At 38.0% G+C, this 23,209-nt stretch carries 27 protein-coding genes and 1 pseudogene; 10 read left to right on the top strand and 18 right to left on the bottom strand.

Annotation, left to right across the window (positions count from 1 at the left end; all coding sequences use genetic code 11):
* Positions 1–9: 9 nt before the first annotated feature.
* From yhbY to ACRRMM_RS02930, 4 genes are read right to left on the bottom strand one after another with little or no spacing between them, the layout of a single operon-like run.
* Positions 10–300 carry a ribosome assembly RNA-binding protein YhbY gene (gene yhbY / locus ACRRMM_RS02915; RefSeq protein ID WP_008342507.1) on the bottom strand — a complete coding sequence of 97 codons (291 nt, stop codon included), beginning with the start codon at positions 298–300 and terminating at the stop codon, positions 10–12.
* Positions 294–1,136, bottom strand: coding sequence for a shikimate dehydrogenase (gene aroE, locus ACRRMM_RS02920; RefSeq protein ID WP_017358031.1), 843 nt, complete (start codon positions 1,134–1,136; stop codon positions 294–296). The genes yhbY and aroE overlap by 7 nt, the downstream gene beginning before the upstream one ends.
* Before the next feature lie 21 nt (positions 1,137–1,157).
* On the bottom strand, positions 1,158–2,258 hold the full coding sequence (yqeH, locus tag ACRRMM_RS02925; protein WP_007501357.1) for a ribosome biogenesis GTPase YqeH: 1,101 nt from the start codon (positions 2,256–2,258) through the stop codon (positions 1,158–1,160).
* A gap of 2 nt (positions 2,259–2,260) precedes the next feature.
* A complete protein-coding gene (locus ACRRMM_RS02930) occupies positions 2,261–2,782 on the bottom strand; it encodes a YqeG family HAD IIIA-type phosphatase (protein ID WP_008356191.1) in 522 nt (173 codons plus the stop codon).
* Positions 2,783–3,144: 362 nt separating this feature from the next.
* On the opposite strand from ACRRMM_RS02930, the gene ACRRMM_RS02935 reads away from it, so the two are divergent.
* Positions 3,145–3,285: a sporulation histidine kinase inhibitor Sda gene (locus tag ACRRMM_RS02935; protein ID WP_003217327.1), complete on the top strand. Its 141-nt coding sequence runs from the start codon at positions 3,145–3,147 to the stop codon at positions 3,283–3,285.
* A gap of 136 nt (positions 3,286–3,421) precedes the next feature.
* Here the strand turns inward: ACRRMM_RS02935 and ACRRMM_RS02940 are convergent, their stop codons facing one another.
* From ACRRMM_RS02940 to ACRRMM_RS02955, 4 genes are all read right to left on the bottom strand, one after another.
* Positions 3,422–3,571, bottom strand: coding sequence for a hypothetical protein (locus ACRRMM_RS02940; RefSeq protein ID WP_003217499.1), 150 nt, complete (start codon positions 3,569–3,571; stop codon positions 3,422–3,424).
* Positions 3,572–3,649: 78 nt separating this feature from the next.
* Positions 3,650–4,378 (bottom strand): SGNH/GDSL hydrolase family protein, encoded by a 729-nt coding sequence (locus tag ACRRMM_RS02945; protein ID WP_188092722.1) that lies wholly within the window; start codon positions 4,376–4,378, stop codon positions 3,650–3,652.
* A 71-nt stretch (positions 4,379–4,449) separates the two neighbouring features.
* Positions 4,450–5,190, bottom strand: a complete 741-nt coding sequence (locus tag ACRRMM_RS02950) for a polysaccharide deacetylase family protein (protein WP_428828451.1) — start codon at positions 5,188–5,190, stop codon at positions 4,450–4,452.
* A 165-nt stretch (positions 5,191–5,355) separates the two neighbouring features.
* On the bottom strand, positions 5,356–6,477 hold the full coding sequence (locus ACRRMM_RS02955) for a tetratricopeptide repeat protein (protein WP_019743206.1): 1,122 nt from the start codon (positions 6,475–6,477) through the stop codon (positions 5,356–5,358).
* A 231-nt stretch (positions 6,478–6,708) separates the two neighbouring features.
* Between ACRRMM_RS02955 and sigK the strand changes: the two genes are divergently transcribed.
* Positions 6,709–7,437, top strand: a complete 729-nt coding sequence (gene sigK, locus ACRRMM_RS02960) for an RNA polymerase sporulation sigma factor SigK (protein ID WP_058014952.1) — start codon at positions 6,709–6,711, stop codon at positions 7,435–7,437.
* Positions 7,438–7,553: 116 nt separating this feature from the next.
* Here sigK and ACRRMM_RS02965 read toward each other — a convergent pair whose 3' ends face one another.
* From ACRRMM_RS02965 to ACRRMM_RS02975, 3 genes are all read right to left on the bottom strand, one after another.
* Positions 7,554–9,557, bottom strand: a complete 2,004-nt coding sequence (locus ACRRMM_RS02965; protein ID WP_019743205.1) for an RNA-directed DNA polymerase — start codon at positions 9,555–9,557, stop codon at positions 7,554–7,556.
* A gap of 99 nt (positions 9,558–9,656) precedes the next feature.
* Positions 9,657–10,913 (bottom strand): reverse transcriptase domain-containing protein, encoded by a 1,257-nt coding sequence (locus ACRRMM_RS02970; protein WP_019743204.1) that lies wholly within the window; start codon positions 10,911–10,913, stop codon positions 9,657–9,659.
* A gap of 211 nt (positions 10,914–11,124) precedes the next feature.
* Positions 11,125–11,535, bottom strand: coding sequence for an Imm1 family immunity protein (locus ACRRMM_RS02975; RefSeq protein ID WP_019743203.1), 411 nt, complete (start codon positions 11,533–11,535; stop codon positions 11,125–11,127).
* A gap of 154 nt (positions 11,536–11,689) precedes the next feature.
* On the opposite strand from ACRRMM_RS02975, the gene ACRRMM_RS02980 reads away from it, so the two are divergent.
* On the top strand, positions 11,690–11,821 hold the full coding sequence (locus tag ACRRMM_RS02980) for a hypothetical protein (protein WP_019743202.1): 132 nt from the start codon (positions 11,690–11,692) through the stop codon (positions 11,819–11,821).
* Between the two features lie 47 nt (positions 11,822–11,868).
* On the opposite strand, the gene ACRRMM_RS02985 is transcribed toward ACRRMM_RS02980, so the two are convergent.
* The 4 genes from ACRRMM_RS02985 to ACRRMM_RS03000 form a co-directional block, all read right to left on the bottom strand.
* Positions 11,869–12,060 (bottom strand): hypothetical protein, encoded by a 192-nt coding sequence (locus tag ACRRMM_RS02985; RefSeq protein ID WP_017367648.1) that lies wholly within the window; start codon positions 12,058–12,060, stop codon positions 11,869–11,871.
* Between the two features lie 97 nt (positions 12,061–12,157).
* The gene (locus ACRRMM_RS02990; RefSeq protein ID WP_428828452.1) at positions 12,158–13,570 is read right to left on the bottom strand and encodes a polysaccharide deacetylase family protein; all 1,413 of its coding nucleotides are present in this window, start codon (positions 13,568–13,570) and stop codon (positions 12,158–12,160) included.
* A 154-nt stretch (positions 13,571–13,724) separates the two neighbouring features.
* A complete protein-coding gene (locus tag ACRRMM_RS02995) occupies positions 13,725–14,279 on the bottom strand; it encodes a hypothetical protein (RefSeq protein WP_017358048.1) in 555 nt (184 codons plus the stop codon).
* Positions 14,233–14,751 carry a GNAT family N-acetyltransferase gene (locus ACRRMM_RS03000; protein ID WP_432450780.1) on the bottom strand — a complete coding sequence of 173 codons (519 nt, stop codon included), beginning with the start codon at positions 14,749–14,751 and terminating at the stop codon, positions 14,233–14,235. The genes ACRRMM_RS02995 and ACRRMM_RS03000 overlap by 47 nt, the downstream gene beginning before the upstream one ends.
* A 372-nt stretch (positions 14,752–15,123) precedes the next feature.
* On the opposite strand from ACRRMM_RS03000, the gene ACRRMM_RS03005 reads away from it, so the two are divergent.
* The 5 genes from ACRRMM_RS03005 (at position 15,124) to ACRRMM_RS03025 (ending at position 19,018) form a co-directional block, all read left to right on the top strand.
* Positions 15,124–15,450: an uberolysin/carnocyclin family circular bacteriocin gene (locus ACRRMM_RS03005; RefSeq protein ID WP_017358050.1), complete on the top strand. Its 327-nt coding sequence runs from the start codon at positions 15,124–15,126 to the stop codon at positions 15,448–15,450.
* A 68-nt stretch (positions 15,451–15,518) separates the two neighbouring features.
* Positions 15,519–17,288: a hypothetical protein gene (locus tag ACRRMM_RS03010; RefSeq protein WP_048003087.1), complete on the top strand. Its 1,770-nt coding sequence runs from the start codon at positions 15,519–15,521 to the stop codon at positions 17,286–17,288.
* Between the two features lies 1 nt (position 17,289).
* Positions 17,290–17,790: a stage II sporulation protein M gene (locus ACRRMM_RS03015; protein ID WP_019743196.1), complete on the top strand. Its 501-nt coding sequence runs from the start codon at positions 17,290–17,292 to the stop codon at positions 17,788–17,790.
* Between the two features lie 21 nt (positions 17,791–17,811).
* On the top strand, positions 17,812–18,357 hold the full coding sequence (locus ACRRMM_RS03020; protein WP_236809971.1) for a hypothetical protein: 546 nt from the start codon (positions 17,812–17,814) through the stop codon (positions 18,355–18,357).
* Complete coding sequence (locus ACRRMM_RS03025) at positions 18,350–19,018, top strand: ABC transporter ATP-binding protein (RefSeq protein WP_008342557.1); 669 nt, start codon at positions 18,350–18,352, stop codon at positions 19,016–19,018. Before ACRRMM_RS03020 ends, ACRRMM_RS03025 begins: the two co-directional genes overlap by 8 nt.
* A 52-nt stretch (positions 19,019–19,070) precedes the next feature.
* Here the strand turns inward: ACRRMM_RS03025 and ACRRMM_RS03030 are convergent, their stop codons facing one another.
* On the bottom strand, positions 19,071–19,364 hold the full coding sequence (locus ACRRMM_RS03030) for a CotD family spore coat protein (protein WP_017358055.1): 294 nt from the start codon (positions 19,362–19,364) through the stop codon (positions 19,071–19,073).
* A gap of 183 nt (positions 19,365–19,547) precedes the next feature.
* Between ACRRMM_RS03030 and ACRRMM_RS03035 the strand changes: the two are divergent.
* Positions 19,548–19,857 (top strand): annotated as a pseudogene (locus ACRRMM_RS03035) (hypothetical protein).
* A 27-nt stretch (positions 19,858–19,884) separates the two neighbouring features.
* Positions 19,885–20,106 (top strand): hypothetical protein, encoded by a 222-nt coding sequence (locus ACRRMM_RS03040; protein WP_428828454.1) that lies wholly within the window; start codon positions 19,885–19,887, stop codon positions 20,104–20,106.
* Between the two features lie 241 nt (positions 20,107–20,347).
* On the opposite strand, the gene ACRRMM_RS03045 is transcribed toward ACRRMM_RS03040, so the two are convergent.
* Both ACRRMM_RS03045 and araA read right to left on the bottom strand, forming a co-directional pair.
* Complete coding sequence (locus ACRRMM_RS03045; protein ID WP_007501378.1) at positions 20,348–21,688, bottom strand: sugar porter family MFS transporter; 1,341 nt, start codon at positions 21,686–21,688, stop codon at positions 20,348–20,350.
* An 84-nt stretch (positions 21,689–21,772) separates the two neighbouring features.
* Positions 21,773–23,194, bottom strand: a complete 1,422-nt coding sequence (araA, locus tag ACRRMM_RS03050) for an L-arabinose isomerase (protein ID WP_428828455.1) — start codon at positions 23,192–23,194, stop codon at positions 21,773–21,775.
* Positions 23,195–23,209 lie beyond the last annotated feature (15 nt).

The following is a 23,209-nucleotide window of genomic DNA, read 5'->3' on the forward strand; positions in this document are numbered from 1 at the left end:
TATCCACCTTTACGGCAGCTTAATTTGTTTATTTTCCTTTGATTCCTTATAAAGGACAATCACATTTCCGATCGTTTGAACGAGTTCAGCTTTTGCACCTTTTACAAGTGCTTTTGCAACCTCTGTTTTGTCCTCGTCGCAGTTTTGCAATACGCTGACTTTCAAAAGTTCTCTTGCTTCAAGCGCCTCGGAAATTTGCTTGACCATATTGTCATTTACCCCGCCTTTTCCAACTTGAAAAATAGGTGATAAATGATGTGCTTGCGCACGTAAAAAACGTTTTTGCTTACCTTTTAACATGGTGTTCCTCCTAATTTCTCTATGACAATTGACTTCATTTTTCGGGCGTCAGGTGTAATGCCCGTCCACAGTTCAAAGGCTCTTACCGCCTGACCAACAAACATGCCGACGCCATCGACTGTTTTCAAACCTAACCCGGCTGCTTCGCTTAGCAGCTTTGTTTCTATTGGATTATACACAATATCACAAACGACCGCTGTTTTTTTTGCGTTCGCTAAAGGAATCGGGGTTTCTTCAACATTCGGATACATACCAATCGAGGTCGTATGGATGATGACATCATATTCCCCAAGCCGCTCTTCTGCTGTATTTAATGCAATGGCACGAGATGTGATTTTCCCATCGGCACTTTCAATTAAAGCCTCAGCTTTTTCAATGGTGCGGTTGGCGATATCAAATTGTTTCGGTGCATACTCAGCAATTGTCGTGTAAATCGCTCTTGCTGCTCCACCAGCACCAAGCAGGAGAAATGACAGCTCTGATAACGGCTGATCCAACGCTTCAAGCAATGAATGAAGAAAGCCTTCTCCATCTGTATTGTACCCAACGAGCTGATCTCCTTCGAGACGCACCGTATTGACGGCACCAAGGCGTTCAGCTGTCACATCAATTTTGTCGAGGTACTTCATGATTTCTACCTTGTGCGGAACAGTGACGTTAATGCCGCTGATTCCTAACGCTTTCATGCCGCTAATCGCATCTTTCAGGTCATCATTTTCTACTTGAAAGCCATGATAATGTCCATCAATTCCAGCATCCTTTAATGCTGCATTATGAATATCCGGAGACATTGAATGGCCAACAGGGTTACCGATTACTCCGTATAAAGGTTTCAAGGTCTCTCCCCCTCTGAACATTTAAATTAACGAACGTCTCATAAACACGTGCACGCCTTTTGGCGCATACACTTTGATTTGTTTCCCAGCATCATTTGCAGTCACCCAGCCTAATCCTGAAAAGACAATGTCCATTTTTGGCTGATCGATGGTGAAAGTGTGCGGAACGAGCGGCGGGAAATCTTCCATTCCCTCTTTTGATGGCGGTGAAAGCAGTTCACCTGCATGCTTTTCATATAAGTCATCTGCATTCTCCATCTTCGTCCTATGAATGTTGAGTTCATTTGGCATATAGCAGACAAAGGATGTTCTGCCGCCTTTTACATAATCAAATCGTGCCAGTCCGCCAAAGTAAAGCGTTTGAGCTTCATTTAACTGGAACGTTCTCGGTTTCAATTCTTTTTTCGGCGTTAAAATCTTTAAGTCATTTTTGCCGACATAGTGCGCCATTTGATGGCGGTTGATGATACCCGGTGTATCGAATAAAGCAGACCCGTCATCAAGCGGGATTTCAATCGCATCAAGTGTTGTCCCTGGGTATTGGGATGTGGTGATCACATTCTCTTCTCCAGACACCTCTTTGATAATACGGTTAATAAATGTTGATTTCCCAACATTTGTACAGCCGACAACATAGACATTTCTGCCCTCACGGTAATGATCAATTGCCTCCATGACCTCAGGCACACCTTGTCCTCTGCTCGCACTGATTAAAAACACATCGATCGGATTGAGCCCATTTTCTTTTGCTTCCCGCTTCATCCATTGAACAAGACGGTCTTTTTTCACGGATTTCGGTAAAATATCTACCTTGTTGCCGACAAGTAAAATGGGATTACCACCAACAATACGGCTCAGTCCATTAATCCAGCTTCCGTTAAAGTCAAAAATATCAACGACCTTGACGATCAGAGAATCAGTCTCGCCAATGCTGTGTAAAATATTTAAAAAGTCGTCTTCTGTTAAAGATACATCCTGAATTTCATTGTAGTTCTTTAACCTAAAACAGCGCTGACAGATCACATCTTCTTTCAATAGAGATGCTGCCGGCGCATATCCTAATTGATCTTTATCTTCCGTCTGAATGGCTACACCGCAGCCAATACAAACAACCTTTTCCATTATTACTCTTCCTCCCACTGAATGTGGCCCTTACGCTTTAAGGCTCCTAAAATTCTGCGTTCAATCTGCCTGTTAAACTTCGTGAAAAATCCGTCCGATGCCGCAACAGGTACAACCAAAATGGTATGGAAGCCATGCCTGTTTCCGCCAAGCACATCTGTCATAAGCTGATCGCCAATGACAACCACATCTTCTTTCTTCAATTGCATATCAGCGACGGCCTTATTAAAGGCTCTTCCCATCGGTTTTCTCGCTTTATAAATAAACGGGATATGAACCGGCTCAGAAAAAAGCTTGACCCTTTTTTCATTATTGTTCGATACAATCGTCACCTGTATCCCGTGATCTTTCATCTCTTGAAACCATTCAATTAAACGCGGGGTCGCACTTGGACGATCCCATTCTACTAGTGTGTTATCTAAATCCGTAATAATTCCTTTTACATTTCGTTCTTTTAGTTTTTGCGGCGAAATGTGGAAAATACTTTTCACAAATTCATCCGGTAAGAAATACTTCTTTAGCACAATTTGCACCCTTTCTTCCATTGGTTTTTCAGCGATTGTGTCGAATCAAATCACAATTTGTCTGTCTATCGAATACAATGAAAAAGTTTTCGACATATGATGAGGACCTTCAACAGGTGTGGATAATTTTACACACATTATCCACCTATATTTCATCACGCTTTCATTCAATTATAAACACTCTACCCACAAGTTATCCACTTAACCATGTGGATAACAGAACGATTGTTCTTGTTTCCCATTCATGGTAGATTAAAGGTACTTCAAAGACATTCGATCAACCTATGATGATATGTCTTTTCCTCAAGTTTTATGCCAACTTTTTCAGGGGAGGTGTTTTTCCCATCATATGGGTTTCTAGTATGAAAAAGCTGTCAGATGATTTACTTATAGAATCGTATTATAAAGCAAATGAAATGAACTTAAATCGCGACTTCATTGAATTAATTGAGACAGAAATGAAAAGACGTTCGCTCGGGCATATGCTCTCTGTTTCCTCTTAATTCCATATATCCAGGAACCATGCCTCCCGAGCACTCTCCTTTTTTAAACTCAGGTGACTGATATTATATCACTTGCGCTATAGGCTTACTACTATTTTCCGTAAAAAACACCCCTTCTGATCAAAGAAGAGGTGTCTTATTTGCAAGGCTGTTCATTCCAAAACCATAACCCTCCACCTACGACCAAAATAACGACAAGGAACACAACAAGAAAAGCGTAACCGATTCCTGCTCCTTGAGCTGGATAAGGTGAACACGCAGGGTAAGGATAAGGACATCCCCACATATCAGTTACCTCCTTCTAGGAAGATATACTGTTAGACTATGCAAGATGGATCGTCTTGTTTAGGCTGATGGCCTGCATTTAAAAATGTTTAATGACATCACGCTCTTTGATTTCGTTATAAATGATTCTTGCCCCTTTTGGTGTCATATGATTGCCAGAAGGGTCAATGAGGCCAGACTGAATCAAGGCGTTGTCACTATCTTCACCCGCTTCTCGGATGAACGCTTTCCAATTGTCGACAAGCGGCACTTGCTGTTTTTCAGCTACTTGTCTTGTGATGTCATTGTATGAGTTTTGCCAAGCTCTCGCCCCGCCTCTCTCAGCAAAATAAGATGACTTATATCTAGAGTAATAATACAAGCCCTTTTTGCCTCCTTCCACCACAGGCACGCACGTCATGAGGATCGGGGTAATTCCCTCTTTCCTACTTTCAGAAATGAAGTAGGATAAGTTTTCTTTAAATCGTTTTTTTGTCACACGGGGATGTTTCCCGTCTAGAATCGCCGCATCATTTGTACCGAACATGATGAGGACGTAAGTTGGTTTTTGTTTTAAAATATCCTGCTCAAAGCGCAGCTTCGCATCTTCCGTTGTCTGCCCGCCAATTCCGGCATTCTGTACCTTGATTTGGCCGCGCTCGACGTTTTTCATGAGATTCACCCATTTTTCAGATGTTGGATAATCTCGAAAATCCCAGTTCGATCCTCTTGTGTTACTGTCACCAAATGCAATCACACTTTCCTGCGCTGGTTTTGAGCACCCAGCAGCAACACATAACAGGATGAAAAGGAAAACAAATTTCTTCACAACATTCACCTCCAAAAGCCCTCTTCATATAGTAAACGACAAGACTTTTGGTTTCAATGAATGACTGTTTCTTATTGTAATTGAACCGGCAGATAATCTCTGTCATGGTGCAGCAGTTCGCTCACTTTCACAAACTCATAGCCCCTCTTCTTTAGTTCAGGTACGACTTGTTTCAGCGCTTCTACTGTCTGCTTACGATTTCCTCCGCCATCATGTAAAAGGATGATATCACCGCCCTGAATATTCTCAATAATACGGCTGGCAATTTTGTGTGCACCTGGCCTAGACCAGTCCTTCGGATCTTGCGTAAAGGACCACATCACGACATCGTATCCTTGCTTTGAAAGAATGCGGAATGACTTCATCGTCAAGCGCCCGCCCGGGGGACGAAATAATAAGGGTCCGCCAGGCTGGAGAGAAGCGATATGAGCCGCTGATTCTTTTAATTCTTGCTTGATTGCTTTCGATGACAAAAGGTCAAAATACGTATGGTTCATCGTGTGATTGCCAAGCTCATTTCCTTCGCTCACAATCCGCTCTGCGAGCAGGGGATATGCATGAATACGGCTCCCGATGACAAAAAAACTGGCATTCACTTCATGCTCTCTCAGTACATCTAGTATTTGATTTGTGTATACCGGATGAGGCCCATCATCAAAGGTTAACGCAATCTTTTTTCGTTCCTCTCTCATGTCCCAAAAGGCTCGTCCCGTTTTTTCTAGGTCGATTCTTTTTAATGTACGCGCCTCTATGTTATCAGGAACAAAAACGCATAATACCAATATACATAACAAGATATGCAACCCTTTCATCAGACCGCCTCCACAGAACATCATTACACATTAAATTGCCCGCTTTCTGATGAATTCATTCAAGTTTCGTGATCGTCTACGCTTCTTTTTCACACAAAAAAGCCGGCCCATTAGGCCCGCTTTTTGTCTCACGTTTGGTTTCTCTCTTCAACTGTCGAACGTTGCTTAGAATTCATACAGACACTCTCCTTCTTGGATTTGATTTTGAGCCCATAACAATTTTTGATAATACTGGTTGGACTTCTGGTATTGTTGAGAGGTTTCTAAGGCTGTCGCAATTTCTAGTGAGATATCCTCTATATAAGAGTATAGGCTAAGTTTTTCCAAATAATCAATGGTTTTTTGCAGTTGTTCTTCATTGATTTCCTGAACATATAAAGCATCCAGATACTCAAACATATGACAGAACAGCTGGTCTTCATGCTTCTTTGCGGCCAATTTCCCATCCTCTAATATGCGCCTTGCTTCAGTCTGCTCATTTTGTCTAAAAAGCAGCTTGGCCAGTGTATAAAGTGTATGAGGCAGCGTGGGAAGCAGCTCTTTTTTGGCGAGGTCAGCCGATTCGGTTAAATATCGTTCTGCTTCTTCTCGATAACCTAACTCCCCGTAACATTTCCCTAAATTATAGAGTGCTGAGCTATAAATGCGCGGGTGATCAATTTCGGATGCGAGTTGTTTCGCCTTTTTCAAGTGAGGCAGTGCTCGATCTTTACGTTTTAAATCTTGATAATTTCCTGAGATGACAAAGAGGCACTGAATAATGCGAATGGCATATGCATCATGCTGATCGTATATTTCAAGCGCTTTTAAAATATGGTGCATGGAGACATGCGTTTGTTTCATTATATAGTAGGCTTCTGCTACTTTAAAATGAAACTCGGCCTGCTCAATATCATCAAATACCATAGACAGCTGTTTTTCTGCCATGCGATAATATTTGACGGCCTCCAAATATTCTTTTTGACTAAACTCATGCATGCCACGAAAAAATGCATGGTAATAATGCAGCATATCAGATAACTCATGATTGGAATTTTCGATTTTATCGACAAGGTTAGATACTGAGAAAGGTTGATATTTTGAAGGGTGTATATAGTCGAGCATAATTTGGTGCCGAAAACACATGAGCTGATAATAAATCAGTAAATGCTGGTCCTCTTCCATACGTTCAATTTCCGCTTCTACTTCCGCTTTCAAGATTTCCGCATCTGGAACACTGAACTGCCGTATCATTCGATACCATTCATTAATTTTCATACCGACATGTGAAGAAAGAACCTTCCCCATGTTCCGAAAAAACCCCTTCCTTTTCGGTCTAATATTACATATTTTAGCACGCTTCTAGACCGCCAAGCACCGCAAAGAAACCGCAAACATATGAGAGGTGCAGCAAAAACATACGCACAGAAGCACGTTTCTTTCAAATAAGATGATTTTTTCATCGTACAGACACAGACAATCCTTCCTTCACATACATTTGAGGATATAGGCAGCGGCCTAAACATGGTGGAGGTGAAAATCGTGGCAGGAGTATTTACAGCGATGGGATTGATGGTCAAAGAATTGGTGTTTTTAGTGTCCTATGTCAAAAACAATGCCTTTCCACAACCCCTTTCGGGAGATGATGAGAAAAAATACTTAGCCCTCATGGCAGAGGGCGATGAACACGCAAGAAACATGCTGATTGAACATAACCTTCGGCTCGTCGCCCATATTGTCAAGAAATTTGAAAATACCGGGGAAGACGCTGAAGACCTCATCTCCATCGGGACGATCGGACTCATTAAAGCCATCGAAAGCTATTCCTCTGGAAAAGGAACAAAGCTGGCGACATATGCGGCGCGGTGTATCGAGAACGAAATCCTTATGCATTTACGCGCACTCAAAAAAACAAAAAAGGACGTCTCTTTGCATGACCCCATCGGTCAGGATAAAGAAGGCAACGAAATTTCATTAATTGACGTCTTAAAATCAGAAAATGAAGACGTGATTGATACCATTCAGCTCAACATGGAGCTTGAAAAAGTAAAAGAATATATCGACATTCTCGACGGCCGAGAAAAAGAAGTGATCGTCGGCCGATTCGGTTTGGACTTAAAGAAAGAGAAAACGCAGCGGGAAATAGCCAAGGAGCTCGGCATATCAAGGAGTTATGTGTCTCGGATAGAGAAACGCGCGCTGATGAAGATGTTTCATGAGTTTTACCGGGCGGAGAAGGAGAAACGGAAGCGGGAGAAGGGGAAGTAAAAAATAGAAGCCAGTCTATAATCCTGGCTTCTATTACCTTAGAAGCTTATTTGAATTTTAACAAAGGAATTCAATTTCTATATAAATTTCGGTATTTAATTGAAGTAATATTCATATTATATTGAAATATGAATTAAATCATTAGTGTTTGGATTAAAAACTGTTCTGTCCTTTGTATAAAAATAAAATTTTTCGTAATACCTCTCACTTGTGAAATTCCATTCAATAAAATGTTGATCGTTTTCTAATAAAAAGTCTATTACTAACAATTTAGCTAAATCTGAATTATCACCGATTTTTTTTTCGTCAGTTAATTTTAATTTTTCGCAATTTACCTTTCCCCTAATATATTCGAAAATTTGATTATCCAGTTTAGGATAGGATAAGAAAATAAATACCCACCAACTTAAATCATCTTGAAAAAATTCAGTCCAATTAATTCTTTTTACATTATCATAAATAATATGATTAATTTTCTTTGTGAAATTTTCACTTTGTATATACCCTGCTTCATGTAATAAACATAGAGCGGATAGATGCAATGGATTTTTACTATTTATTAGACTGTTTTTTATTTTTTCAATTGATTTATAAGAAATTTGGATATTAAATGTAGAGAGAATTAGAGTTAAATCAATCCAATCTGCTTGATACTTAGTAAATATTTCATTCTCAAATCTTTCTATACTCGACTCGACTGCATTAATTACATCCCAATCGTTGTGCCCTAATACCAATGAGAGAATTCTTGTCATTTTTTGAGTTGAAGTATAGCTTACATTTAGTGAATAAATATAGAATATAAAATTAAAGAAATCTTTTAAGTTCATTTTCTTTATTGAAAATACATCACCCATTCTTTCAACTTTTTTTACTATTGTACTCAATATATATGAGCTGATCAGTTTTTTTTCCCGAGTAGATTTGATCAATAAAATACTTTTATTTTTGAGATCATTATATTTAATTTTGTTAATTGCATTAGAATTTCCGTAACTATTGCTTGCTGCAACTTCTAAAATCCCCCTACTAATATCATTAATTTGAGGATTACTACTTATTAATTGGATTTCATCTTTAGAAGGAAATATCTCATCTATAGTTTGAATTAAAGGTGTTAATTCTGATATCCAATTGTTAACATTATCTTCATTACTAATCTTAGTCACTTTAAACTCATTAATTTTTAATTGAAAATTACTTAATTCTACTTTAATAATATCTTTTATAAGTTTTTGTGTAGGCTCATCATTTGTAAAAATAAAATAATCGTCTACAAATCTAAAAATATAATAATCAGTTCTCTGTATTTTACCTTTCTCAGCTAAACTTTCTATGATTTTCTCATCTATATGGGTTAACAAAAAGTCAGAGAGTAATCTGCTTATCTCTGGCCCTACTATAATACCGTTAGTTTTTGACCCGTTCAGGTTTTGCATAAAAGAATCTATGTTACTGTATAAAGAACTTGAGCCATTTAATTTTTTCGAATCGTATGATTTATTTGTTATTAACCATTTAAAAGAGTGCGTGTATATGCTTTGAAAGCATTCCTGTATATCTATCATTAATAGTAAACTATATTTATCTCTACAATATGAAAAAACATTACTATTTAACAATCCCGAAATAGTTTTAAAAGGGTATTGTTTGAAATATGTTCCGCTTGATTCCAGTGAAATGATAAGTTGTTGTTTAGAACTTTTATCTGAGTAGTATACTGTCTGATTATTTTCTTTTTTATAAACCAAACTATTCGTTCTAAAAGCTTTTCTGAAAGAAAAACTTTCTTTATTATGTATAATATTTAGTAAATCGCTCTCAAATAGGCTAATAAATACCAGAGATTCAATCAAGCCTAATGGATTAATTAACGAAATTTCTCTAGACTCTTCCTTCTTTTTATTTATAAGGAATTTCAAAGGAGCTGAATGCCATTTCGGTCCAAAGTATTGTCCATTATTCTTAATATCATTTATTAATTTGTTTAAAAATTTTTTTCTTTTTTGAAGAAAATCATAGAAGTATCTATGAGTATAATGATTACCTTTCTCATAAGGAAGCAAATCTGTTAATAAGTAATCATTTTTTTGTCTATTAAATTTAGTCAATTTAACCATTATTGACACACCATACCTTTTTTGTTATATTATCTATACACAATATCAAGGATTTGCACTTGCAATTTCTTAAAAAAGATGGTAATAAATCACCATCTTTTATTTTATTTTTATCAAAAATTCACTTGCAAGATCACTGTAACTTCTTCCATCTACATTCTCATCGGTCAATATTTTTAACTTCTTTTTCAAATCATTATGTTTTAAACCTATTTTTTTATGAAGAAGCAGTGCTCTATTATTGATGAAACTCGAAATGAATTTTTTATTTTTTATTTGATTATTGATTTTAGCAGGTATTTGTATATTTTTTTTCCTGAAACTTAACTGAACCTCCTTTTTAAAAAAATTCTGAGTATTTTTTGTTATACGTGAAAAATCATCATTCTTTTTCATAAATCTCTTCAGCTCTTTATAATTTTCACTTAATCCTCTAACTTGCCATCTATATTTATTGTTGTTTTTTCTATTACCAAGATAAACAATTCTTTTAAATAAAAGCTCTAATTTCAAGCTTAAAACGTCTACATTATTGCTATTGCAATATTCTAAAACTATATTATCGATTTTACCTTTATACTTTTCTAGCTTCTTTTCTGATATTCCGAATTTCAATTTTTCAGATTGATCTTTTTGAAAAGTATAACCGAGATAATCTATTTCGAACCTTTCCCAATTCGAATTAACATATTTTGTTTTCGATTCGTTGAGATTGAGCTCTATTTTATCCCCAAAACAGCACTTTAACAATTTCAAAATATCTCCTTTAATGACTTCTTCTGTTATAATCTCATCGAAAACTAATATACAGTCATCTACATACCTAGAGTAATACAGTAAATTTTCTCTAAATATTTTTTTGATTGTTAGATCAAAATGATATCCACAAATCTCAACCAGTGAATTATGTAAACCTAATCCCGGAATAAGGTTATTTTGAGATTCTGTATAATTATTTAAAAAAACAAATTCATTACTTCTTAAGTTTAAAGTTTTCTTAATATAGCCTAGGCTTTTCTTTGGATCAATTTTATAAAAAAAATTCTTAATATCGAATCTAAAGATTGTATAAGATTTATATTTATGAATATTTGGCATTAAATTCATCAATTCCGTCATAGTATATGATCTATTGGGAAATCTAATTGCACATAACTTATTTAACAGTAACTTATAATAACTTAGAATAATTTGCTCTTCTTTAGTTATATGGTCTTTATTAATTATTTCTCTACCTTTATTATTAAAATGTGTCTTATATGGTGTAATATTCTTACCAGTATGTAGAAGACTTAAAATATCTTTTTCATTTTTTTCAAACTCATTGGCAAGTTCACAGATTATTTTTTTTCGCATATTAAACCCCTCTATAAATAAATTAATTCTTAATTAATGATTTAGAGAACCTCTATCAAAACATGTTTAAATTTAAGCTAATCTTTTCTACTATTCTATAAAGGAATTTAAATCCCTCTTTAATAATTCATCGAAAAATTATATATTAAAATTACTTCTTTTATTTCAATAACACTTTTAAAAACTTATATTAATCTAAAAAATAACAGTTTTAATTAGCATGCTTATAATCAATATCCCTCAACTCAACCCATTGAACAAGGTCAGGAACTGTTTTTGTCGTCAAAAAATGGTGAACGATTTGATAAGCTTGATCCCGATTGATGTAGCTACATGACGGCACATACAATGGGGCGCCTGCGACCAAATGCTCGATCGTTTCAATTTTTTCTCCCTTTTTAAAAGGGACCAAAAAATTTGGATATCTCATGATCAAGAACCCATACGGTTCCGTATAAAAGAAAACTAGACTTTCACTTTCCCAATCTTCTTCTATCTCAATGGAAGATTCACCGTTTCCTTGTTTCCAATACTCTTCACCCTCCTGAAAGAAAATTCTTTTCATGAATTCTTCTCCTGGATTTTCTACTGGAGCTCCTGTGGGGCCGTAGTATAAAACCATCCATATCTCTCCTTCATACCTATATCAACTTGTTAACCAACTGTTCTATTTCCTTTGTCGAATAAATAGCACGAACTGTTCATTTCAATACATTCATTATACGGTATCCTTGATACATGCAAAAAGAAGCATTCAGCAGATTGGATGCCCCAGCATGTGGATCATCATCATTTTACTGATTGTCCTCATTTGGTTTACTTGGAGTATCGTTTCGTTATTAAGACACATGAAAGAATCAAATGAGAAAAATATACAACTGTTAGAACATCAAAAACCGCAAAAATAAAAACCTCACTCTTTTAGAGAGAGGTTTCTTAGCGTACGCAAGTATTCTTACCGTTTCTCATGAAACAACATATTTCTGATTCGATGAATATAATGCAGCGCAATATGAACGAGACATAAAATAAGCCCGATCATCGCAAGTATATAGATGGGCAGCATCAAACCAGGTACATAGTTAACGATAAAACCCAAACTAAATGCTGTCAGCATATATAGGCTAATCAACCTCATGAATACCATCCGAAGCCCTCCTTTTCTACACTCACTTTAACATGATTTCCCTTTATTTTCATAATATGCTTTAAAAAATGCGAATCTACTAAGATTCGCATCATCATTACGTATTCAATTCACCTTTCTTCTCACGCGCTTCCTTCCACTGCTCAAGCTCAGACACCGTCAATAATTGATATCCCTGTTTGGTGAGTTCTTTGATAATCGTGACGGCTGCGTTGGCTGAGGTGTCATAGATGTCGTGCATTAAGACCGTTTCACCGCTAGATGCATGGGCTAGAATGTAGTCCGCGACGTATTGGCTGTTTCGATATTTCCAGTCTTCAGGATCCACATCCCAAAGGGTCACTTTCATGTGAAGAGCTTCGTTGATTTGCCCGTTTGTCCCGCCATATGGCGGTCTAAAATGAGTCGGTGTGAACCCGCTCGCTTTTTCAATGATTTGTTGCGTGTCTTCTACTTGTTTGACCGCTTGTTTTAAGGGAAGTCTTGTGAGCAAAGGGTGGTTATAGGAGTGGTTTCCAATTTCATTTCCACCCTTTCTGATTTCACTTAACATATCGGGATAATACTGAACCCTGCTGCCTAATACAAAAAATGTAGCATGTCCTTTGTTCTCTTTTAATGCTGTTAAAATTTTTGAGGTCGTTGATGGATTGGGCCCATCATCAAATGTGAGTGCAATGGCTTTTTGATTTGGATGAAATGTGGATGGTTTTGGCAATTTCACAATCTTTCTTGTTGGAATCGGTTCTTTTTTCTCGTTTTTGTTCTTTTCTTTATTGATGTATTCTGGCTTTAACATTCCTTTAAGCAGTGTTTTTTTAATCGCCAGCACTTGAGGGCCTTGATGATTTGGAGCGATTTGTCCTCTTGGAAAGTAGAATTCGATATAGCGATCCTTGATGGCAAAATACTGATAATTCTTCGCCACAGGAGACGTTCCCTGTTTGAGCAGCGGCTGATTTTCAGCTAGCGTTCGATCTTTTTTTAATTCCTCAAAAGTCATATGAGATAATTTTTGAAGATTGTCCTTCTTTGATAGAAAGATATCGTTGATTGATAAAAATGTCTGTTTCTTGAAATCAAAGTTCATCACCTTCGTTTGATTGACGCCTTGCTTTCCGCCCTTCACTTCATATGTATTGAATTTGATTGCGACGGTTTGCTTGGCATAATGAATGATCTCATAATCGATGTTTAATTCGTATCGTTTTTCTTCATTGACATCACTCGCTTGACTAAATGATGTTTTAAACTTTTCTAACGCTGTCTCTGCAAATCTTTTGATCTCCTGATCTAGTTTTTCTTGATGAAACAGCGGATAGTTGACAGCATATCTCATGAATTTCCCGTCATTCACAAGTGTGACAATTTCAACTTGTTTGTAGCTCGCATCTTGTTCTACTTTTTTTCTCTCTGTCCCGCTTGCTTGCTGATTATGATAAAATCCAGCGATTCCGATGACAATCGCAAGTCCGCATAGAACAAGAATGACTTTCCCTTTGATTGACACAATGATTCTCCTCTCGTGATGCCGTCCTGTCTAAATGGCGTGTGTTTGTAGGATAGACTTTTCGAAGCCCCTTTTTAGTTTGCAAAAAACACACTTGTCACATTTTCGACATATTTTACGAGAGACATATAAAAAGGGCTTGATTGCTCAGCCCTTATTTTTGCATATACAGTTGGAATAACTTTGTTTCTTCATCAATAGAGCGTGCCTGGTCAAAAGCTGCTCTGACTGTCTTTGAGTTGTTCACCAGCTCATACAGCATGGTGAGAACAAAAATAAATGACGCATTTCCATCAATGTAGTCATCGGGCGCTGTATAGGATATCGCCCCTGTTTCTAAAAAAGCTTCTGCCACCTTTTTTTCGCCTAGTGTACAGCCTGTACATATAATGTGGACTCCATTTAACGAAGCATACCGCTTTATGTCATCCGCACCAAAAGCAGCACCTCTCGGCTCACCCTCTTCGTATACATCTTCTCCTAACTCCGGCATGAGAAACGCTCCTTCTTCTCCGTGAAAGGATAAAAGAATGAAATCCGTCTCGCCTCTATTCCTCCCGGATAAAACATTAATCAGGTCATTCGGTCTGCCTATCCAATGCATATCGACTTTTGCGCCAAAGTTTTCAAGTGCTGCACGAAGCGCAAAGGATTCCAGCTCACTATTTGGTCCGGCTGCCAATGTGATGCGCATGACTGGCTGGCTCATTTATATCCCCTCCAAACGATGATAAACATAGCATCATTTTTTCCTCATCTACATATGCACCATTTATTTTTAGTGCTTTTTCCTCTTCCGCATACGACTTAAATCCAACAGACATGTAAAGATATTTGGCTGGGTCATTTGTTGTGACCACTGTTAAATATATTTGTTCGATGTCTTTTTTTTCGCGTGCAAAAGAAAGTAATTTTGTCAGGAGCGCCTTCCCTATTCCTTTTCCGCGTCCATTAGCCGTTACATACATCGCTGCCACATTGGCACGGTGCTTTAATTTCTGCAATGTTTCTTGTATGAGTGTGACCGAGCCGACCAGCTGACCTTGATGAAAGGCACCGAATGTCCACATAGATTGTGTAGAAGCAAAACGATCCTTATATTTATTCTTCGTATCTAGCTTCTCTTCCTCGTAACTCATAGCAAAACTCTCTGGATTTAATCGGAGTGCTTCTAATCTCAAGTTCGCATATTCTTGAGCATCTTCTGGTGTTAACAATCGAATATTCAGAAAATCGCCTCCATCAGAATGAATTGATACTTCCAATTTTATCTTGAAAGAAGCTTTTGATCAAAGAATATTGGTTCATTTACATATAGCACATTTCTTATAGACTTTTAGGCTCTCTTTCGTTTTTGTGAAAACAAGGTCATTTTGATCATGTTCACTCGATATTCCCTATCCAAAACGATTCTTTTCTCACTTATCTTTTCACTTATTTTATATTAACCTATAACTAATTCATGAAAAAAAAGAAAAAAAAGGATTGATATGAACAAAAACATATCATAAGATAGAATAGTAATAAAAAGACAAAAAAGGGAGGAATTTGATATGACAGAAACAAGAAATGAAATCAAACTACATGTTCTTTTTGGTGCTTTAGCAGTAGGATTCCTTATGCTAGCTCTTTTTTCCTTCTCGCTACAAGTACTGCCAGTTGCTGATCTAGCAAAAGAATTTGGTATTCCAGGCAGTGTTGCCGCTGTGGTTCTTAATGTGGTTGAAGCGGGTGGAGCTGTCACTACAATTGTCTCCATTTTAACTGCTGTAGGTTCAGGCGGTCTTTCTCTTATTGCTGCGGCTGGTAAAGAGACAATTCGTCAATACCTTAAAAACGAAATTAAGAAAAAAGGCCGTAAAGCCGTTATCGCTTGGTAATTTATTTAACGACTCAATAGAAGGAGACTCTGTTCTCCTTCTATTTAAATTTTTGTGCAGGTGAGAAGATGTTATATCCATTATTATCACTACTTCTATCCATTAGACTGGAGCAGCAGTATTCTAATATCGCTCAGTTCGTTATACGAAAAATTCCATTTCTCAAGTCGTTTTCTTCAAAACAGTACATATTTTTTTCTTGTATTCTTGATATCATATTCGGATGCATGATTGTATTCGTGATTTCTTCATTTCTTTACTCCCCCGTCTATCAAATAGAATGGGAAAGTGCTTTTGTGATGTTTTTATTTTTATTTTCTATCGTCAAAGGAATTGAATCTTATAGAAGAACTCATCTTCTTCCTTTTAAAGAATTGATACAGCTAGCACCTGTTTCCTCTAGACAACTTTTTCAAACGCTTCTGTTTTCAGAATTGATTTGGCTTGTGTTTACGAGTTTGAGCACTTATTTGATCTATTTTTTGTTTCAATATGATATTGTTCAAACACACGATCTGGCATTCTGGTTAAAACATGTCAATGTGATGCTGACAAGTATCTTCCTATTTATCATCAGCAATAAGATATTCGGTGCTTATATTTATAACATCGTCGTAAAAAAAATCGGGGCCATTCGTGTCCTCTTTTTTGCAAGCATCGCTTTGCTTTTTTTCTTTTTCGGAAGGGTTCTCATATTAAACATCATTTTCCCTTTTTATCACACCTTCCAGCAACTATTTCAATCGATCTCATCGCTTGCAGAGGATTCGTTTTGGATCACTCTTTCAAACAAGCTGATCTCTTTATATCAACATGATCTTCAGCAAATGCATCATGCTTTATTTTCAGATGGCTCTGTTTTTCTACAATTTCAAGCCCTTTTTAATTCACCTATTACATTGATTGTTGTGATACTAGGTAGTGCGCTTGTCATGAGAAGTCCTGTTCGATGGATTCCAACGGAAAAAGATCAAGACCAAAGCTCAAAGCATTTTCGGGATTTATTTTATTGGTACTTTCAAGTACTGCATAAAATTCAGGGTTCGCTGTTTAGACAAAATGCGTTGATTCAAAAAGACATCAAGCTGCTGAAAGAAAAAAGGTGGCTCTTATCTAAAGAATTTTTTAATTATATGTTCATGTCATATGAAGCCTTCTTTTATATTGGTGTTTTTACCGGATTGATCTCGATCATCGATCATCAAGCCTTGCAAATTCAGCTGCTATTCACACTCAATATTATGATACTAGCAAATCAATCTTATGAGATGAGAATGCTGACACCTTCTATTTTTGCTTTAAGTGCTGAAAAAAAGAACATTTGGCTTTACGAGCTTTCTCAAATATCTCTTTTGCAATTTTTCTTATCAAAAATCCAGTTATTTTATTGTTTATTTTCCATACCAGCACTCTGTTTACTATTCATTAATCTATCTATTATGACTGTGTATCAACTGTTTCATGTTCAGATGCTCATTCAACTGGTGGTATTAGGGATTGGCTTTTTCATTTTTCCTTTGATTCAGCTTTACCTGTTTCCATTCACAACGAAATTCAATTTTATTCATGAGCATGAAATAGGGACAACAAATGAGGAATTAGAGATCATCGATAAAGGTCAGGCATTTGCCAGAAACTTTCTTGTGCTGCCTTTTATGTACTATTTAATTTTGACCTCTTTTCTCCCTATATTGCAGCAATCCTCAGGGCTCGTAAACGTGCTGTTCGCTATATATTTTGTGATCGTTTCAGTGATTTGCTGGATATTATGCCGCAAGACCATTTATAAAGGAATTGAGTATGTTGAAAAAAATAAGATATTTTCTATCGGAGAATAGATTGATTCTACGTCTCGGCTATTTTTACGCCGGTGTATTTATTGCAGCTTTGCTCATTGGATGCCTCCTTCCTTATGATCAGATTCCTTATTTAAAAAAGGATGAAGACATGTTTTTTCTCTCTATTTTTTCAAATAATTTACAGGTTGGGCTTGCCATTCTAGGTATCGGGGCTTTTACTGGCGGCATTATGTCTGCTGGCATTCTTTTTTATAATGGCTATATCATCGGAAAACTCATTCAGTTTCTGATAGCCCATCATGAAGTGCCGCAGTTATTCACTGGCCTCATGCCGCATGCTTTTGTTGAGATTCTTGGTTTGATCCTCTTTTCAATCGTCAGTGCTTTTCCATTCATTTATCTTTACCGGTTTATGAAAGGTAAGGCCATTGATGTAAGAAAGCTGACTCGGACTGTGGTTCAGTTAATCTTTTCCGCTGTAGTGCTCTTGTTGATTGCCTCTCTTTTAGAGGAATATGTTAGCCATGTACATCTATCTTAGAAGAAAGGAGAATGTGGTTCTATGGAGCTACTTCTACGCCCTAAACAATTTTTCAATCAACATCAATCGATCAAAACCATTGTAGGTCTTGTCTTACTATCTTTATTTGTTTCAACTGTTTTTTTAACATTTTTTATCATTGATTTGTTAGTAGAGGAGCCTTTATCTGCTGGAAAACAATTAGCCAGCATTGTGTTTATCTTTTTACTGACAATCCCGCTTTATTTCATATTAAATTTTCTCGGTACTGTCGTGACTTCGATTTATATGTACTTTTTTCATAAAACGTTTATTTTGCGCAAAATGTATTTTGTCATCTTGCTTTATAATGCGTTGCTTCTATTAGTGAATAGCGCAGCAATCTATTGTGTGATGGTACTCGATTTAGATCATTATTTTATCTTCATCCAAGCGGTTTCTTTTTTGATCAACTTGTACCTTTTACGCATCCTATATGATGGGATCATTTATTATGCTGAAGGATCAAAAAAAGCCGCCCTTGCGACCGTCATCTTGTATATGCTGGTGACCACTGTTTTTGTTACTGGAGGATTTATCAATGGCTAGTTTGCAAGTGTCTCAGCTATCTTTTCGTTATGAAACAACTGAAGAAAGCTCTCCCCTCCTTGATCAAGTATCCTTTCATTTGAAAGAAGGTGATCGTGCTTGTATTATCGGGAAAAACGGCAGCGGTAAATCGACACTTTTAAAGATCATCGCAGGTCTGCTTCCTTCAGTATCCGAAACGGTTTTACTCAACGAACAGCATCATCCTGGGTCAGCTCTTTATAAAGGGTTGGTCGCGTACATCCCAGATAAGCCTTTGGTTTATGATGCGCTGACTGGTATCGAGCATATGAATCTTATACAGTCGCTATGGAAAATGAATCAGTCAGAAAAAGAGGTATACAAAAAGACCTTTCTCTCGCTTTGTGATGTATTTGATTTAACTCATGCACTTAAGATGCCTGTCAAACAATATTCACTAGGTATGAGATATAAGCTTTTCTTTAATTGTATGGCAGCCAGATCACCAGAACTAATCATTCTTGATGAACCTTTTACATCTCTTGATGAGGCATCTCAAATGCAGTCTATTTCTTTATTAAAAGAAGAATTCTCTGATCAATGTGTTTTATTTACAAGCCATCAGCGCTACCTTTATTCAGAATTAGGAAATCGTTTTTTCGAGCTTGATCACGGACAACTAAATGAAATAGAGCGTTAAACATACAAAAGGCATCCCATCACAGGATGCCTCACTTCTTTTTACCATTAAACTACCACTTACAGCGTTTGACCGGGCGGCAGCAAGGATTCTTGATATCACTGCCACAGTCATATTCTTCCACAATATACTCATTTCGAGTAGATTGCGTTACAGGGTAGTAGTTTTCAATTCTTTTGATGTTTTTATTGACGTTTGTGATATGAGTTGGATGAATCTTTCTGATCGTTTGTACATTTGTTGTCGTGTTGACAATTTGACGTGTAGGGGATACAACCGTTTCAACTTCTCCATGATTCCCTCTGCGAGGTCCAAAGAAAAAATTGTCTAATCGATTCCGGCTCATCTCAACACCCCTTCAAGTTGTCTTTCACTTACACTCTATCGTATGTCAGAGGCGCGATTAGTGATTAGATGCTTGTCTATTTTTGATAAAATCCGCTGGTGATCTAGTCGTCTCTTTCTTTACAATAGGACAATTTTAACATATTATACAAATGATCTCTTGTGAAGGAAAGGACATTCATTGATGAAAACAAGACATAAGCTTTTTTCATTTTTCATCCTGCTCGTCGTGATCATCACTCTTCCACTGCTGTCGCCTATGGCTTTTACAAATGCGACCGAGAGAGGAGCGATACGGCATGCCATTTATCAAGAAGGCTACCCTTACCAAAGCTATTTTGCAAAAAAAGGACGATGTAGACCCTCAATATGGTCAGCTTTATGATGTGTATTGGCAGGCTTGGAAAAGTGAGACGGGAATGACGCCTTCCGTCTGTTATTCAAAAAAGGTAGAAGACCATGAATATAAGGTCAGCTGCGGAACTGCACCGTAACATTTTTCTATAACTTTAAAATTAGAGGTGAACGATTTGATCAACACAACACAAACCATCGAACGAAACAAACTGGACATTGCACTTGAACTGACGCAATTGCATTTGAATCGATATGAAGCAAATCATCCTGATCAGCTGAGTGAAATTTATGCAAAATATTATGCACTTCTTGAAGTGCTGGACGTATCCTCATCTGATCAATTAATGGATTTACTGCCAGATGAACTGAAACAAGTACTTGATTAAAAAAGCCATCTATCCACACAGGATAGATGGTTCAGATTGTTGAAAAAGGGCTAAAATGAACTTGATTTTAGCCCTTTGTCTTCTTTTCAGCGTGATAGAAAACCTTTGAATTCTAGGAAGGACGAGTACCGGCGCGGAGCGAATTTGACATTCGTGAGCACTGGCACGCAGGACTGACAAAGAATGCGAGGGTTTGTCTACACGCTGAAACCATCTATCCACACAGGATAGATGGTTTTCTTTAGACACGTGCAGCCATATCGGTTTCGATTTGTTCTAAGCTTCTTCCTTTTGTTTCGACTAATACAAAGCGGGTGAACAACAGGCCAATTAAGCAGATGACCCCAAATGAGGAGAAAATGACGCCAAAGCTGAATTGGTCAGCCAAGATAGGGAAAACAAGGCCAACTGCTAATGATCCCGTCCAGTTAAAGGCAGAGGAAATGCCCGCTCCAATGCCCCTTACAGAAAGTGGGAAAATTTCACCAATAATAATCCATGTGATCGGTGCCCATGAGAAGGCATAGCACAAAATAAAGCAGCAAAGTGAAATCAATGTGACCCAGTTTAATATGCCTTCACTCACTCCGAGCGCACCTAATGCCGCTGGTGCAAAGAAAGACAGGGCCATCCCCGTTCCCCCAACTGTGAGAATCGTTCGGCGGTCGAACCGGTCGACGAATTGTAAAAAGATCACGGTCGTCACAACAAATATGACTCCAACAATGACGGTAAAACCTGCGGCAACTTGCGGAGCAAGACCTACATTTCTTGCGATACTCGTTGCATAATACACAATGGAGTTCGCACCCTGTATTTGCTGGAGTGTCGCCATTCCGACCCCAATAAAGAGAGCCATACGGAATTTCTTTTGAAATAATTCACGAATGCCTGAGCGTTCTTCTTTTGCCACTTCTAAAATTTCTTGCATTTCTGCTTCAATCTCTTCACGTGAGGAACGAAGTGATCCTAATACTTCACGTGCCTTATGAGCCATTCCGTGTTTAATTAAATATCTTGGAGATTCAGGAAGTTTCAGCATGCCAATATAAAGCACGATCGCAAATAAAGCAGCACTTCCCAGCATCCAGCGCCAGCTGTCTGGAATTGGTTCAAACACAAATGCGACGATATAGCTAAGCAATAATCCACTCACAATCATCAGCTGATTCAGGCCGGACAATTTCCCGCGAATTTTGGCCGGAGCGATTTCAGACATGTAAGCAGGCACGAGCGATGAGGCTGTCCCTACAGCTGTTCCTAAGAAAATCCGGGCAATGGTTAATGAGATTTCTTCTGGTGCAATGGCTGAGCCAAGCGCACCGACAAAAAAGATAATTGATGACACCAAAATGAGCTTTCTGCGGCCAAACTTATCCCCCATCAGACCGCTTAAAATGGAACCAATGATCGCCCCGCCCATTAATGAAGAAACGACGATACCAAGCCATAACGGGCTGAGCTGAAATTCTTCCTGAATGTGCCCTTCCGCCCCTGCGATAATGCCAATATCATATCCAAATAAGATGCCTGCAAAGGACCCGAAAAAGAAGATAAATTTACTTGATACTTTTTTCTCCAAGTGGATGACCCCCCTCACTTAATAAACCGCTTTCATTTCTCCCTGCCATTCTACCGTTCACAGTAGAATGCATTTCACCCTTCTTTATAAAACCACATATTCTGCATTCACAAGCTTTGCAAAATGAACAATTTGATCAACCGTTAAATTGAGAGATACGACTGTATGATGACCTCCGCCGTGCTTAATCCATGCTTTGACGCCATCTTGAAAGTTCGGTTTGATTTTCCAGAGGACTCGTGCTACCGGTAAATGAGGTGCTGCTTCCTGCGGCTCAAAGGCTTCCACTTCTTGAATCAGCCATTTGAAATGTGTTCCAAAATCAGCAATGGAGACAACAACGCCCTCGCCTGCTTTTCCATCAAACACAAGACGTGCTGGGTCTTCCCGGTCTCCAATGCCTAGCGGAGACACGACAATGACAGGTTTTGTATGTGCAAGCACTGGATCTACTTCTAGCATATGAGATTGGAGCACTGCTTCCTGACCAGAGGTCATTTCATATGTGTAATCTTCCATAAAACCAGTCGATTGATGATGACTCATCACCTTTAATAAACGATCCAGTGCGGCGGTTTTCCAATCGCCTTCACCGGCAAAGCCATACCCCTTTGCCATGAGGCGCTGAACAGCTAAACCCGGAAGCTGCTTCATGCCATGTAAATCTTCAAAGTTTGTCGTAAAGGCATTGTAGCCACCTTCATCTAAGAAACGTTTGATGGCAATTTCATATCGTGCTTGCACTTTTACACTTTGTTCCCATTCTTCTGCCGAATAACTCCCATAATCCACGTCATATAACGTTAAGTACTCAGCAAACAGAGCATCAACTTCTGCTTCTTCCACAGCATTTACATAGTTCACAAGATCGCCAATACCAAAGTAATCAACGGTCCATCCCAGCTGGATCTGCGCTTCAATTTTATCTCCTTCTGTCACCGCAACGTGGCGCATATTGTCACCAAACCTGGCCACTTTGATATGAAAGCTCTCATGATAGGCAGCTGCAACGTCCATCCAATCAGCGATTTGCTGCTTCACCTCCTGCTTCGACCAATGACCTGCAACGATTTGGTTTTGCTTATTTAAACGTGCATTGATATAGCCGTACTCTCTGTCTCCATGTGCCGATTGATGGAGATTCATATAGTCCATATCAATCGTGTCCCACGGAATGTTTTCATAGTATTGCGTGACGAGATGCAAAAGAGGCTTTTGCAAAAGAGACGTACCACGTATCCACATTTTTGCTGGAGAAAACGTATGCATCCAAGTCATCACACCGATGACCTCATCACGATAGTTGACCTCTTTCATCAGCTCTGTGATTTGATCCGCACTGACCGCCAGTTCCTGCAGAATAATTGGATAAGGCAGCAAACCGCTCTCATTTAAGGCATCTGTTATCTTTTGCGCATCTGCCTTCACTTGCTTTAGTGCCTCGTCCCCATATAAGTGCTGTGAACCGACGACAAACCAACATTCTTTCTTCTGACTTGTTAACATAGAAATCCCTCTTTT

The organism is Bacillus sp. XT-4, from assembly GCF_050864245.1.
Classification (GTDB): Bacteria; Bacillota; Bacilli; order Bacillales; family Bacillaceae; genus Bacillus; species Bacillus altitudinis.

Coding starts and splice junctions, on each gene's coding strand:
- yhbY (WP_008342507.1), bottom strand. CDS start 300: ATGTTAAAAGGTAAGCAAAAACGTTTTTTACGTGCGCAAGCACATCAT.
- yqeH (WP_007501357.1), bottom strand. CDS start 2,258: ATGGAAAAGGTTGTTTGTATTGGCTGCGGTGTAGCCATTCAGACGGAA.
- ACRRMM_RS02935 (WP_003217327.1), top strand. CDS start 3,145: ATGAAAAAGCTGTCAGATGATTTACTTATAGAATCGTATTATAAAGCA.
- ACRRMM_RS02940 (WP_003217499.1), bottom strand. CDS start 3,571: ATGTGGGGATGTCCTTATCCTTACCCTGCGTGTTCACCTTATCCAGCT.
- ACRRMM_RS02950 (WP_428828451.1), bottom strand. CDS start 5,190: ATGAAAGGGTTGCATATCTTGTTATGTATATTGGTATTATGCGTTTTT.
- ACRRMM_RS02955 (WP_019743206.1), bottom strand. CDS start 6,477: ATGGGGAAGGTTCTTTCTTCACATGTCGGTATGAAAATTAATGAATGG.
- ACRRMM_RS02965 (WP_019743205.1), bottom strand. CDS start 9,557: ATGGTTAAATTGACTAAATTTAATAGACAAAAAAATGATTACTTATTA.
- ACRRMM_RS02970 (WP_019743204.1), bottom strand. CDS start 10,913: ATGCGAAAAAAAATAATCTGTGAACTTGCCAATGAGTTTGAAAAAAAT.
- ACRRMM_RS02975 (WP_019743203.1), bottom strand. CDS start 11,535: ATGGTTTTATACTACGGCCCCACAGGAGCTCCAGTAGAAAATCCAGGA.
- ACRRMM_RS02980 (WP_019743202.1), top strand. CDS start 11,690: ATGTGGATCATCATCATTTTACTGATTGTCCTCATTTGGTTTACTTGG.
- ACRRMM_RS02985 (WP_017367648.1), bottom strand. CDS start 12,060: ATGGTATTCATGAGGTTGATTAGCCTATATATGCTGACAGCATTTAGT.
- ACRRMM_RS02995 (WP_017358048.1), bottom strand. CDS start 14,279: ATGAGCCAGCCAGTCATGCGCATCACATTGGCAGCCGGACCAAATAGT.
- ACRRMM_RS03005 (WP_017358050.1), top strand. CDS start 15,124: ATGACAGAAACAAGAAATGAAATCAAACTACATGTTCTTTTTGGTGCT.
- ACRRMM_RS03010 (WP_048003087.1), top strand. CDS start 15,519: ATGTTATATCCATTATTATCACTACTTCTATCCATTAGACTGGAGCAG.
- ACRRMM_RS03020 (WP_236809971.1), top strand. CDS start 17,812: ATGGAGCTACTTCTACGCCCTAAACAATTTTTCAATCAACATCAATCG.
- ACRRMM_RS03025 (WP_008342557.1), top strand. CDS start 18,350: ATGGCTAGTTTGCAAGTGTCTCAGCTATCTTTTCGTTATGAAACAACT.
- ACRRMM_RS03030 (WP_017358055.1), bottom strand. CDS start 19,364: ATGAGCCGGAATCGATTAGACAATTTTTTCTTTGGACCTCGCAGAGGG.
- araA (WP_428828455.1), bottom strand. CDS start 23,194: ATGTTAACAAGTCAGAAGAAAGAATGTTGGTTTGTCGTCGGTTCACAG.